The sequence below is a fragment of the Vibrio sp. 2092 genome, from assembly GCF_033339635.1.
GTDB classification, from domain to species: domain Bacteria; phylum Pseudomonadota; class Gammaproteobacteria; order Enterobacterales; family Vibrionaceae; genus Vibrio; species Vibrio alginolyticus.
Window position 1 is genome coordinate 83799 of record NZ_JAWOUY010000017.1, and the last position, 13479, is coordinate 97277.

The following is a 13479-nucleotide window of genomic DNA, read 5'->3' on the forward strand; positions in this document are numbered from 1 at the left end:
AGCTGATATAGTTTTATTCTGGTTGAGTGTTAATGTAGTGCTTGAGTAAGATCTGTTCAGTAAACTGTGTTCTAAGGTAAAAGCCTCGGGGCAGAGTTTTCATCGGCTTACCATTTGAGTTATATGCTTCGGTGAGCGCTTTTGCATTTGCGGCTTTAGGGCGAAGATGCAGCGCTTCTCCGTGTCTGGCGGAAATTTGATCAAATCTTCCCAAGACGATCATCTCCATTAACTCTTCCCAGTCATTTCGCAAAATCCGTTCTTCTTCTTCATCTGGTGACCAAATGAGTGGACTGCCCACACGTCTTTCAGCGAGTGGGATTTCTCGTTCTCCTTCTACGGGTACCCAAAGCACACGAGATAGCTTGTTTCGAACATGACTTGTTTCCCATGTAAGACCATGAACACCAGTGAGGGGGGCCACAGAAACAAAGGTTGTTTCTAAAGGTTTGCCAGAGTAACTGATCGGAATACTTTTCAACTCGATCCCTAGTTTTGCGAAATCTTGTTGAGGTTTACTGCCAGCTGGAGCGCCCAAGTGCCATTCGAGTAATTGACCCACCCAACCTTTATCACGTTTTAAGTTTTCAGGAACAATCATATTCGCCTCGGCGGCCAACTCAGCAAAACTGAGTCCTGCCATATCATGCGCTCGTTCCAATAGCTCTGCTTCTGTTTGTGGTTCTGGTTTCATAGTTACAAGGTGGTATTACAAAAAATATAGTTTATCAAACTCCGACCAAATCTACTGTTTAAGATTTCACCGAGGCGGTGTAAGAACGATCAATTCATAACTTATCCACAGGCGGAGGAGGTATTGATAAGATCCTGGCGGGGTCTGTATGAATAAACAGGGGTTAAAATGCATTTTTGGGGTTGATTTTGTTGTAATCATCTAAACGAATAGCAGGTGAGTGTGGATAAATAGCCTGTTGGTGGATCTTTGACCGATCTGAGTTTGGTGAAAAGATCATCAAGAAATTGAAGATCGAATTATCGTTATTTTTAAAAATAAATACTTTCTTATCAATGTTTTATGTTTATTTTTTTGTTTGTTCATTTGTTTTTCATTTGATGGGATTGAACTGAATTACTCATTTGAATTGAATTCTTCACAAAGTTATTCACAGAAAAGGTGAATAAATGTGGGCGATGTCTCACTCTTGTGTTGATAAGGTATGGTTTGATTAAAAGATATCCAAAAATGGTGAAAAGGTAATAAATCTTGCTCATATCACATCAGTAAGTTTGCTAGTAATGGGGATATGTGGAAAAATCACGGTAATAAAAAATTTATTCATAGAGGTTAGCCAGTGATAGATGGCGATGGTTACCGACTTAATGTTGGTATTGTGATATGTAATAACCATGGTCAGGTCTTCTGGGCTAAACGATACGGGCAACACTCATGGCAATTTCCACAAGGTGGGATTGACGAAGGTGAAACCCCTGAACAAGCCATGTTCAGGGAGTTATATGAAGAAGTCGGTTTAACGAAAAAAGACGTTAAGATCATTGCAACAAGTCGTCATTGGTTAAGATATAAGCTACCAAAGCGATTGGTGCGTTGGGACTCCAAGCCTGTTTGTATCGGCCAAAAACAGAAATGGTTTCTGCTGAGATTAGAATGCGATGAGTCTCGCATTAATATGCAACGCGGAAAATCCCCTGAATTTGATGGTTGGCGCTGGGTAAGTTACTGGTATCCAGTTAGGCAAGTTGTTTCTTTCAAGCGAGATGTTTATCGACGAGCGATGAAAGAATTTGCATCCTTAGCCATGCCTTTTCGAGAGAGAAAAGCGAAAGGGAAAAGAAAAAAGCAACGTAGAGGATAATCATGCTCAGTCAGCTAAGGGAAATAGTTGAGAAAGTCTCCAGGGTCGATGATGTGCATCTGGCACTCGATATATTGGTGAAAGAGACTTGTGCTGCCCTTAGTACTGAGTGCTGTACTATCTATCTTGCTAATGAAGAAATGCAGCGCCTTGAGTTAATGGCAACTCAAGGCCTTATTTTTGAAGGTGATAGTATTCATATCAACTTCAATGAAGGCTTGGTTGGGTTGGTAAAACGAAGCGCTGAGCCTCTTAACCTTGCCGAAGCCTCAAAACATCCCGAGTTCAAATTCTTTCCTCAACTCGGCGAACAGATTTACCACTCTTTTTTAGCTACTCCAATCATTCATCGTAAACAAGTTTTAGGTGTGTTGGTGATCCAACAAAAAACACCGCGCTTGTTTAGTGAAATGGAAGAATCGTTTCTTGTTACCTTATCCGCTCAGTTAGCGGTGCTCATTGCACATGCGCAGAATCTTGGGCATTGGCAGTTAGCATCTAAACCCACGGTATTAAAAGGTTTGCCTGCGTCTACTGGTGTAGCGATTGGAGAGTTTTGGTTCGACAATACCCAGCCGAGTTTATCGGATGTTTTCCCTTCGTCCACGTTAGATAAAGAACGCGAGCACGAGACATTACTGGTGGCCATAGAGCGAGCGTTAAATGACTTTCGCCGTATGCGGAAAAAGCTGGACAGTGAAATCAACAAAGATGCGCTGGCGATCTTCGATCTGTTTACTCACTTACTGAATGATCCGATGCTTCGCGGTGATTTGAAGAAGCAGATTGAAAAAGGAGATAGGGCAGACTGGGCGTTACGCCAAGTTGTAGAGTCATACTCGAATCGATTTGCAAGAATGTCGGATGTATACATGCGTGAAAGAGCGCAAGATATCCGAGAGTTAGGGCAAAGGCTGCTCTATTTTCTGCACAACAGTGAGCAAGAAAATTCTGCAATTGATCGTCCCATTATTTTGGTGGCGAACGAACTCACTGCCACCTTGCTCGCTTCTGTACCTAAAGAGTTTTTGTTAGCCGTCGTATCATTAGAGGGAGGCGCAAACTCTCACGCTGCCATTTTATCTCGAGCTCTTGGGGTCCCTGCAGTCATGGGCGCCAACATTAATCCGGATGTGGTGAATGGCAAACTCGGGATAGTCGACGGCTATACGGGTGAGATCTTCTTAGAGCCAAACCGCCAGTTGTTGCGAGAGTATCGCAGCTTAGTAAGCGAAGAGTCTGAACTGTTTGCCATGGTAAACAAGGACCTCGCACTCCCTGCGGTTACGCAAGATAATCACCATATCGAAATTATGCTGAATGCGGGACTCAGTGCAGACAGTAATATTGCCATCAACACAGGTGTTGATGGTGTTGGGTTGTACCGAACTGAGATTGCATTTTTACTCCAGCATCACTTTCCTTCGGAAGATGAGCAGTATCATCAATACCAAGCAATACTTAACAGCTATCCGAATCAACGAGTAGTGATGCGTACTTTGGATATTGGTGGTGACAAACCTTTGCCGTATTTGCCCATCGAAGAAGATAATCCGTTTCTAGGCTGGCGTGGCATTCGTTTTACATTGGATCATCCAGACATTTTCTTGATCCAGCTGCGTGCAATGTTAAGAGCGAGTGCAGAAAGCGGAAACTTAAGTATCTTATTGCCAATGGTGTCAGGGGTAAAAGAGCTAGACGATGCCATTAGCTTGATTAATCAAGCTCACAGCGAAGCCGTTTTGCTTGATGATAGAATTCAATTCCCACAAATTGGGGTCATGATTGAAGTACCATCGATGGTGTATCTGTTGCCAACGATTGCTCACCGTGTTGATTTTGTTTCTGTCGGGACAAACGATTTAACTCAGTATTTATTAGCGGTAGATAGGAACAATTCGCGCGTAGCGGATGTCTATGAATCTATGCATCCTGCGGTACTGTTAGCGCTTAAGCAAATCCATGAGGTGTGTGATAAATATCAGGTGCCCGTGTGTATTTGTGGTGAGCTAGCGGGTGATCCATTTGGCGCTCTTCTCTTACTTGGGTTAGGGTATACCAGTTTGAGTATGAACACCTCCAATGTGGCTAAGGTGAAATATTTGATTCGTCATAGCCAACAAGAAGAATTAGAAAAATTAGCGGAGCAAGCAATGACAAAGTCCTATGGGGAGGACATTCATCAAATGATGCATGACTTCTTCATTCAACAGGGCTTTGCGGGCTTTATCCGTGCAGGTAAAAAGTAGGAAATCGTGACCGTCTCTTTATTTTTGTTATTGTTGGCGCTAGGCGCTTTTGTGGGTGTGATGGCGGGGTTACTCGGTATCGGTGGTGGTTTGATTGTTGTTCCTGCCTTGTTGTATTTGCTTCCTCTTGCTGGGATCTCTCCAGAAATGAGTATGCACATGGCCTTAGCCACTTCGTTAGCGAGTATTATTGTCACGTCTGGCTCATCGGCGATGAATCACCTTAAGCTCGGCAATGTCGATATGTTTGTCGTAAAATGGTTGATGCCTGGTGTGGTCATTGGTGGCTTTGTTGGTGCCAATATTGCTGAGTGGATCCCTACACACTATTTGCCGAAAGTGTTTGGTGTCATTGTTCTTTGCCTGTCAGTACAAATGTTTCGTTCCATTAAAGTTACGAGCAGTAAACCTATGCCGAGCAGCTCTGTGACTGTAGTTTACGGCACGGGAATTGGTGTCGTATCAAGCCTTGCTGGTATTGGTGGTGGCTCACTGTCGGTACCATTTTTAAATAAACATGGGATAGAGATGCGTAAAGCGGTGGGCTCATCCTCCGTTTGTGGTTGCGTGATTGCTATTTCTGGTATGATCGGCTTCATCTTACATGGCTATAAAGTGGAAGGCTTACCTTCATACAGTATTGGCTATGTTTATCTTCCCGCTTTATTAGCGATTGCTATGGCCTCGATGCTCACAACAAAAGTGGGTGCGAAGCTCGCAACTAACCTTCCAACTGCGGTATTAAAAAAGATATTCGCGGTGTTCTTAATGTTTGTTGCAGCGACCATGCTGCTCTAAGTTTGTACCCAAGTCATTCTCGCTGAACCAAGCATCTAGAGGTTACTTGGGTATATTTATTTTGTTGTGATAAGAAGAGAATGATTTATGTCTCAGGGATATATTGAATTTCCCAATATTGATCCGGTTTTAATCTCTATTGGTCCTGTTTCGGTTCGTTGGTACGGTTTGATGTACCTTGTGGGCTTTATGTTTGCTCTATGGTTAGCGAACCGACGTGCAGATAAGCCTGGAAGTGGTTGGACACGAGAGCAGGTTTCTGATTTGTTGTTCGCAGGCTTCCTTGGCGTGGTGATTGGTGGCCGTGTAGGCTACGTGCTTTTCTACAATTTTGAGCTCTTCCTGGCTGACCCTTTGTATCTATTTAAAGTGTGGACCGGTGGTATGTCTTTCCACGGGGGCTTACTGGGTGTGATTACTGCGATGTTCTGGTATGCACACAAAAACGGGCGAACTTTCTTCGGTGTTGCTGACTTTATCGCGCCGCTTGTGCCATTTGGTTTGGGTATGGGGCGTTTAGGTAACTTCATGAACAGCGAGTTGTGGGGCCGAGTAACGGATGTGCCTTGGGCGATCGTTTTCCCAAATGGCGGTCCACTGCCACGTCATCCATCGCAGCTTTATGAAATGGCGCTTGAAGGTATCGTACTTTTCTTCATCTTGAATTGGTTCATCAAGAAACCTCGTCCTCTAGGTTCTGTTTCAGGGCTATTTTTAGCTGGATATGGTACATTCCGCTTCTTAGTTGAGTACGTGCGCGAACCAGACGCTCATTTGGGTTTATTCGGTGGCTTTATTTCCATGGGACAGATTTTATCCCTGCCAATGGTGGTTATCGGTGTCCTCATGATGGTTTGGGCATACAAACGTGGTCATTACAAAGACGAATTACCACAAAAGACGAAGTAAGGTATTGGTGTGAAACAGTATTTAGATTTGTGTCAACGCATCGTTGACCAAGGTGTTTGGGTTGAAAATGAGCGTACAGGCAAGCGCTGCCTGACCGTAATCAACGCGGATTTAACCTACGATGTTGCGAACAATCAATTTCCGTTGGTCACCACACGTAAAAGTTTTTGGAAAGCGGCCGTTGCAGAGCTATTAGGGTATATTCGTGGTTACGATAATGCGGAAGATTTTCGTAAGCTGGGCACGAAAACCTGGGATGCCAATGCCAACCTAAATGATGCCTGGTTGAATAACCCATACCGTAAAGGTGAAGACGACATGGGCCGTGTCTATGGGGTTCAAGGGCGCGCCTGGGCGAAACCTGATGGTGGTCATGTTGACCAACTACGTAAGATAGTGGATGACTTAACGCGTGGTGTTGATGATCGCGGTGAAATCTTGAACTTCTACAACCCGGGTGAGTTCCACATGGGGTGCTTGCGTCCTTGTATGTACAGTCACCATTTTTCATTGCTGGATGATACGCTTTACCTGAATAGTACTCAGCGTTCGTGTGATGTACCGCTTGGCTTAAACTTCAATATGGTTCAAGTTTACGTATTCTTGGCGATTATGGCGCAAATTACGGGCAAGAAACCTGGTCAGGCATTTCATAAGATTGTGAATGCTCACATTTATGAAGACCAGCTTGAACTGATGCGCGATGTTCAGTTGAAGCGTGAGCCATTAAAAGCGCCGACGTTCCATATCAACCCAGAGATTAAATCTCTAGAAGATTTGGAAACATGGGTCACACTGGATGACTTTTGGGTTGAAGGCTACGAGCATCACGATCCTATTCGTTACCCATTCTCAGTGTAACGAGTATCGTTCTTCAAGATATAGAAAAAGCTCCGAATGGAGCTTTTTTCTTTTTTGTACTTAGAAGGTATTATTTTAGTGCACTGACAATATAACGGTGAATTGGGTTGGTCTGCATCGGTGTGGACAGTGCCGGGCTAATAAACTTAGGTTGAGTGAATATTTCTTTACTCACTAATGAACGGATAAGCTCAAAGTACTTCAGCTCTGTTTTCCCGCACAACAATAGTGAAAAGTCATCGCCCAATTTATCATAGGCATTGAGCACCTCTCGGAATCCTCTAAGATACAAGTAATCCTTCGTTAAACCTCCACCTCGATAGACTCGGGCAGTCGTTGTAAATGCTTGAAGATCAGAAGCTTTATACTGTTCTTTTAATAGCATGAACGTATGGCGGAAATCGCGATCCTTGATCATCGACTCTACTGCCAGAACTCGTAAGGATAAGGTTCTTAGGCGCTTGATACTGAAATGTCCTGACAGATACTCACATAATATAGCCAGCCCTTCTTGAGTGTTGGTATTGGCAGGACAACCTAAGCTCAGGACTTTTAGCGGTTGTTGACGACCGTTAAGCGTAGTCAGGAGATGTACTCCCATTTCATGATGTGCAAGAGCCTCCAGCTCATCAGTGGTGATGTACGCCGCGTGGTTAATTTTGACTCGAGACCCTGAAACTAGTGCGTTTGCTAACATCCCGTCCAACACCTGTATTTCACATTCATACCCATTGCGTTGAGCAAAATTTTGCATGAAACGTGCTATTGCACGGCTATCGTGCTGAGGTTCTTTTTCTTCTTCTGTAGGAAGGTGCAATATGAAATGGGCGTTGGCAATATCTTTGGCGCTCGGTTCCCCATAATAGCGTAAGGAGTTATAAAGAAACTCTTGCGTGCCGATGGTATTCACTTGATCCAGTTTATCTGCATAAGACTGAATTACATCCGCGTACAGCCTTTGCAATTGGGTGTCTTGAATGTTTTCTAGAGGTAGCTCATATAGACGTCGCTTTGCGCTGTGAGTATCTACATTAGTAATTGAATATTGAAAATTAGGCTCTTGAGAATATTTGTTTTTAATGAAACGTTCTCTTTCTTGAGCATAATTAAGAGGATTCACGCTACTGAGGATATCAATATCAGCAACCAGTTGGGTTAGGTTTTCGTCTATTGCGAGTAGCTGATCAGAAATAGCGTCATTAAGCTGCGTCATGTTGTCGACTCCAAATGAGATAGCTCAGCATAAGCATGCTGATGTGGCTCAAATTATCACTGGACAATCGATTTGAACAGTTTAATTATCATAAAAAAGGCTCCACGATGTGGAGCCTAAACAATAAGCGATGGTATGTCGTTGTTGTTACGTTGTTAGGGCTAGAATCGCACCTGGTAGAATAACGAATACTGACATTAGGTAGCCACCAACAACAGCTTTATTCTTAATAGCCATTTCAGAAATCATCTCAGCGCCTTTAACCGGAATCTCACGTAGGAATGGAATTCCAAAGATAAACAGCGTCGCCATGATGTTAAATACTAAGTGGACTAGAGCGATTTGAAGTGCGAATACTGCGAACTCTCCAGATACCGCTGTCGCTGCTAGTAGTGCCGTAATACAAGTACCAATGTTAGCACCCAGAGTGAAAGGGTAGATATCTCGTACTTTCAACACGCCAGTACCAACCAACGGAACCATTAAACTTGTCGTGGTTGAGGAAGATTGTACTAGAACGGTCACGATTGAGCCTGATACGATGCCGTGAATAGGACCACGACCGATGGCGTTTTTCAAAATTTCACGTGCGCGACCAACCATTAGGCTCTTCATCAATTTACCCATCACTGTGATTGCAACGAAGATAGTCGCAATACCCAAAGCAATAAGCATGACGCCGCCAACAGTATCACCGAAGGTAGAAAGTGGCTCTTTAATTGCGCCTACGACTGGCTTTGTAATTGGTTTAATAAAGTTGAAGCCTTTAATGCTCATATCACCAGTAGCAAGCAGTGGAGAAACAAGCCAGTGAGAAACTTTCTCTAAAATGCCGAACATCATTTCCAACGGAAGGAAAATAGCGACAGCAAGCAAGTTGAAGAAGTCGTGAATGGTTGCACTTGCAAATGCACGTTTGAACTCTTCTTTACAGCGCACGTGGCCAAGAGATACAAGCGTATTGGTCACTGTGGTACCAATGTTAGCACCCATCACCATAGGGATAGCGGTTTCTACAGGTAAGCCACCTGCAACCAAGCCTACAATAATAGACGTTACAGTACTTGAAGACTGAATTAAGGCTGTTGCCACCAAGCCGATCATTAGACCTGCAACTGGGTGTGCGGCAAATTCAAATAGCACCTTAGCTTGATCGCCAGTTGCCCATTTAAAGCCACTACCAACCATAGATACTGCTAGAAGAAGCAGATATAACATGAATGCCAAGTTAGCCCAGCGTAACCAACGAGCTGTGCTCGAAATTGGTGCCACTGTTGAAGTAGCTTGGTTCATCATAATTTTCTCCGTTGACCTTTCAGTTCATTTTTCGGTCTGTAGTTGAATCTGCGGGCGATGTTAGAGAACAAATATTTCAGTAATATTACAGATTTCTTGCTGTGAGAGATTTTTATTGTTCTTTTTGATAATGGCGTAAAAGAGGAAGAAAATTAATTTTTAACTTGTTGATTTTAATGGTTAAATTTTGATTTCGTTTTGTTTGGTTTTTGCGTTTTTTTTGTAGAGAAAATGCGCCTCAGTTCAACTTTTATGACAGTGTTGACTTTATACTTTCGGTAAAACTTATGCTTTTGTAAGGTATTGTATGGTTTTGTCGAGTTTATTGTTTGTCTCTGTCACATTTGGTATAAAAAGTATCACTTTCTTTTCGGGACTCGATCATGTCACATCTAAACTACAACCATCTCTATTATTTCTGGATGGTGTGCAAACAGGGCTCTGTAACTAAGGCGGCTGACGCGCTCTTCCTGACACCGCAAACCGTGACAGGACAGATTAAAGCGCTTGAAGAGCGCATGAAAGGAAAGTTAACCAAGCGCAATGGTCGTACAGTTGAGCCCACTGAGTTAGGTCAGCTTGTGTTTAAGTACGCCGACCGGATGTTCGGTTTGAGTTATGAGATGTTAGATATCGTCAATTACAGCCAGCACTCGAACATTCTATTTGAAGTTGGTGTAGCCGATGCGTTATCTAAACGCTTGGTCAGTAAAGTACTGATGACGACCGTCCCGGAAGATAACAGTATTCATTTACGCTGTTATGAATCAACCCACGAACTGCTACTTGAACGCCTTTCTCAGCACAAGCTAGATATGATCCTTTCAGATTGTCCCGTTGATTCTACTCAAAGTCCTGGCCTTTATAGCAAAAAGTTAGGTGAAAGTAGCATGAGCTTTTTTGCTTCTTCTGAAATTGAAAATGTGCGATTCCCTGAGATCTTGGAACAAAAAAAACTTCTGATTCCCGCGAGCCGAACGGCTATGGGGCGTAAAGTTATTCAATGGTTTGATCGTCAAGGCCTTCAACCCAATGTGCTGGGGGAGTTTGATGATGTTGCGTTGATGAAAGCTTTTGCTCGGTACCACGATGATGTGATTTTCTTGGCACCGACCGTATACATGTCGGAGATTGAAGACGACCGAAATTTACAGCTAATTGGCCATGTCGATGGGCTAAAAGAAGAGTACTACGTGATTTTTGCGGAACGAATGATCCAACACCCCGCGGTAAAAAATGTTTGTGATGCTGATTTCAGTCAAATGTTTGAGTAAACCCGTATCGTTGCGTAAATAAATAGATTACTATCAATAAAAATATAATTCTAAATAATATCTAAGTAAGCAAGATACTTGTTTTAGTGAGCAAAACTATTAATTATTGATGGCGCACCAATTAAAGTCCTTGGTGGATAATATTGGTGTATCACTAACAACTAAATTAGAGGTTCTAATAATGAAGACTCTGGAAGTGTATCTTGATTTTCTTAGATATATAAATCAGTGCAACACAACAAGCTGGCCAGGGTTGGAATAAGTAAGTTGTAGCTAGAGGTCCAACACATGAATCTACAAGAAATGGAGCAGAACTCCGCAAAAGCCGTCGTGTTGCTCAAAGCGATGGCAAACGAGAGACGCCTACAAATCCTTTGTATGCTGCATAACCAAGAGCTGTCCGTGGGAGAGCTGTGTGCAAAGTTAGAGCTAAGCCAGTCGGCATTATCTCAGCATCTTGCTTGGCTTCGCCGTGATGAGTTAGTCACGACAAGGAAAGAAGCACAAACGGTGTACTACACATTAAAGAGTGATGAAGTGAAAGCGTTAATAAAAACACTGCATAGTCTTTATTGTGCTGAGAGTGCTCAACATTAATTAAATAGTCCTAATATACTGCCCATCTTAGAGTGTGAATCTAATTTGTTGGAATATTTGAGAGTGGCGTTAAACTTTTGATGATAGGGTACTACTCATCGACCAATTTGCTTTGTTCTCAAGTGTTTTATTAGTGCTTTCTAGTTTGAGCGTTATATGGGTAATGAATAAGCTGATGTCTTTAAATGGGACATTCAGAAAAAGAAAAGCTGGCATTGCCAGCTTTTTTTATTAAGAAAATTTTGTAGATATAAAAAAACCGACACAAGGTCGGTTTTTTCTTCACTGTAAAATCAGGACTCTATTAAAGAGCTTTGATTTGTGCAGCGAAACGAGACTTATGGCGAGCTGCTTTATTCTTGTGAATAAGGCCTTTAGTTGCCATGCGGTCTAGGATAGGTGTAACTACAGCGAATGCAGCAGTTGCAGCTTCTTTGTCGCCTGCTTCGATAGCAGCAACAGTTTTCTTCATGTAAGTACGCATCATTGAGCGACGGCTAGCATTGTGCTGACGACGTTTCTCAGCTTGGATAGCGCGCTTCTTAGCAGATTTACTATTTGCCAAGGGTCTAACTCCCAAAAACTTAGTTCTGTGACAATTTAAGGGCGAGGAATATCCCTCATTTGCGCTTAAATGTCAAATGATTTGTGCAAAAACCGATCTAAGCCAAAACAAATTTTGGTAAGAGAGGTTATCGCGGTTAAGATGGCGGGGATTCTAACAGCATTTTTATACCAATGCTAATAATTATCCGCGAAAGGCACACTTATTCCTTACAACCCGCGGATAGATTTTTGACGTCTATTTACAGCACCTGTCAGAGAAACAGTATAGAGTTAGCTGTCTTATGGTGATATTCCGAGGTTACAGTGAGTAAACGACTACTCAAGTCTGGCATGATCGTCAGTGCTATGACATTTATTTCCCGCGTTCTTGGCCTAGTTCGTGATGTTGTAGTGGCAAATTTAATGGGGGCAGGAGCAAGCGCAGACGTCTTTTTCTTCGCCAATAAAATTCCTAATTTTTTACGACGTTTGTTTGCTGAAGGTGCTTTTTCCCAAGCGTTTGTACCTGTTTTAACGGAAAGCCATGCTCAAGGCGACATGGATAAAACTCGGGAGCTCATTGCTCGTGCGGCGGGTACATTAGGGGTGATAGTCTCAATTGTTACCATCTTAGGTGTTCTAGGTTCCGGAGTGGTGACTGCACTGTTTGGTTTTGGTTGGTTCCTAGACTGGATGCATGGTGGTCCCGCGGCTGAGAAGTTCGAACTTGCTAGCGTGATGCTCAAGATTACCTTTCCTTATTTATGGTTCATCACTTTTGTTGCCCTATCGGGAGCCATTCTCAATACACTAGGTAAGTTTGCGGTTTCTTCTTTTACTCCCGTCTTCCTCAACGTAATGATCATTTTGGCAGCATGGTTTATCTCGCCGCAGATGCCACAGCCAGAGATTGGTCTTGCCATCGGTGTTTTCCTTGGTGGTTTGGTTCAGTTCTTATTTCAAATCCCTTTCCTTATTAAAGCGGGGGTTATGGTTAAGCCGAAATGGGGCTGGCGCGATCCGGGCGTGGTGAAGATCCGAACCTTAATGATTCCTGCTTTGTTCGGTGTGTCGGTAAGCCAAATCAACTTGTTGTTTGATACTTTTATTGCCAGCTTTCTGCAAACCGGTTCGATCAGTTGGTTGTACTATTCAGATCGTTTGTTGGAATTCCCGTTAGGTCTGTTTGGTATTGCGATTGCAACGGTGATTTTACCAGCATTATCACGCAAACATGTTGACGCACAAAATGAAGGATTCGCACAAACCATGGACTGGGGGGTGCGCATGGTGATCTTACTTGGCCTTCCTGCAATGCTTGGTTTGATGGTACTGGCAAAACCTATGTTGATGGTGTTATTCATGCGAGGTGAGTTTTCGCCACAAGACGTACATCAAGCATCATTGTCACTCTTTGCTTACGCTTCAGGCTTGTTGAACTTTATGCTGATTAAAGTGCTCGCTCCGGGGTATTACTCGCGTCAAGACACCAAAACGCCAGTGAAATACGGCATCATTGCGATGGTGACCAACATGGTATTTAATGCAATTTTTGCGTACTTCTATGGCTACGTTGGCTTGGCTATCGCGACAGCACTATCGGCATTTGTGAATATGGCACTGCTGTATCGTGGCCTGCACATCGCAGAGGTATACCAAATCACTAAGCGAACCGTCTTCTTTATTATACGTTTATCTATTGCTGGCGCGGCGATGGTGGCGGCAATCTTATGGCAACTGGAAGATATGTCAGTATGGCTGGGCTGGAGCTTTGCTCACCGAAGCGCGGTGCTAGGGATGTTGATCGGTTTAGGAGCCGTGGTTTACCTAGTGGTTCTATTTTTAACTGGTGCGCGTTTAAAAGACCTAAAAGCTGGGACAGACTGAGGGTGATTAGTATA

General features: G+C 43.2%; 12 protein-coding genes. 8 read left to right on the forward strand and 4 right to left on the reverse strand.

The annotated features are described in order from the left end of the window. Positions 1-13: 13 nt before the first annotated feature. Positions 14-694 carry a DNA mismatch repair endonuclease MutH gene (gene mutH, locus R7P80_RS22655; protein ID WP_017821501.1) on the reverse strand — a complete coding sequence of 227 codons (681 nt, stop codon included), beginning with the start codon at positions 692-694 and terminating at the stop codon, positions 14-16. A gap of 619 nt (positions 695-1313) precedes the next feature. Here mutH and rppH point away from each other — a divergent pair. From rppH to R7P80_RS22680, 5 genes are all read left to right on the forward strand, one after another. Next, positions 1314-1835 carry an RNA pyrophosphohydrolase gene (gene rppH, locus R7P80_RS22660; RefSeq protein WP_005381953.1) on the forward strand — a complete coding sequence of 174 codons (522 nt, stop codon included), beginning with the start codon at positions 1314-1316 and terminating at the stop codon, positions 1833-1835. Positions 1836-1837: 2 nt separating this feature from the next. Next, positions 1838-4084 (forward strand): phosphoenolpyruvate--protein phosphotransferase, encoded by a 2247-nt coding sequence (gene ptsP, locus R7P80_RS22665; RefSeq protein WP_005385966.1) that lies wholly within the window; start codon positions 1838-1840, stop codon positions 4082-4084. 6 nt (positions 4085-4090) lie between these two features. After that, positions 4091-4882, forward strand: coding sequence for a sulfite exporter TauE/SafE family protein (locus R7P80_RS22670; RefSeq protein ID WP_213901859.1), 792 nt, complete (start codon positions 4091-4093; stop codon positions 4880-4882). 87 nt (positions 4883-4969) lie between these two features. Continuing rightward, positions 4970-5791, forward strand: coding sequence for a prolipoprotein diacylglyceryl transferase (lgt, locus tag R7P80_RS22675; RefSeq protein WP_005381948.1), 822 nt, complete (start codon positions 4970-4972; stop codon positions 5789-5791). Positions 5792-5800: 9 nt separating this feature from the next. Next, positions 5801-6652 (forward strand): thymidylate synthase, encoded by an 852-nt coding sequence (locus R7P80_RS22680; protein ID WP_005381947.1) that lies wholly within the window; start codon positions 5801-5803, stop codon positions 6650-6652. A 70-nt stretch (positions 6653-6722) separates the two neighbouring features. On the opposite strand, the gene R7P80_RS22685 is transcribed toward R7P80_RS22680, so the two are convergent. Continuing rightward, positions 6723-7865, reverse strand: a complete 1143-nt coding sequence (locus tag R7P80_RS22685; protein ID WP_206959261.1) for a flavohemoglobin expression-modulating QEGLA motif protein — start codon at positions 7863-7865, stop codon at positions 6723-6725. 147 nt (positions 7866-8012) lie between these two features. Next, complete coding sequence (locus tag R7P80_RS22690) at positions 8013-9158, reverse strand: Na/Pi symporter (protein ID WP_025768431.1); 1146 nt, start codon at positions 9156-9158, stop codon at positions 8013-8015. A gap of 386 nt (positions 9159-9544) precedes the next feature. On the opposite strand from R7P80_RS22690, the gene nhaR reads away from it, so the two are divergent. Continuing rightward, positions 9545-10435 carry a transcriptional activator NhaR gene (gene nhaR / locus R7P80_RS22695; protein ID WP_005381942.1) on the forward strand — a complete coding sequence of 297 codons (891 nt, stop codon included), beginning with the start codon at positions 9545-9547 and terminating at the stop codon, positions 10433-10435. A 288-nt stretch (positions 10436-10723) separates the two neighbouring features. After that, positions 10724-11032 carry an ArsR/SmtB family transcription factor gene (locus R7P80_RS22700; protein WP_005381940.1) on the forward strand — a complete coding sequence of 103 codons (309 nt, stop codon included), beginning with the start codon at positions 10724-10726 and terminating at the stop codon, positions 11030-11032. Positions 11033-11336: 304 nt separating this feature from the next. On the opposite strand, the gene rpsT is transcribed toward R7P80_RS22700, so the two are convergent. Beyond that, a complete protein-coding gene (rpsT, locus tag R7P80_RS22705; protein ID WP_005381938.1) occupies positions 11337-11597 on the reverse strand; it encodes a 30S ribosomal protein S20 in 261 nt (86 codons plus the stop codon). Between the two features lie 305 nt (positions 11598-11902). Between rpsT and murJ the strand changes: the two genes are divergently transcribed. After that, positions 11903-13465: a murein biosynthesis integral membrane protein MurJ gene (gene murJ, locus R7P80_RS22710; protein ID WP_213891748.1), complete on the forward strand. Its 1563-nt coding sequence runs from the start codon at positions 11903-11905 to the stop codon at positions 13463-13465. Positions 13466-13479: the final 14 nt, after the last annotated feature.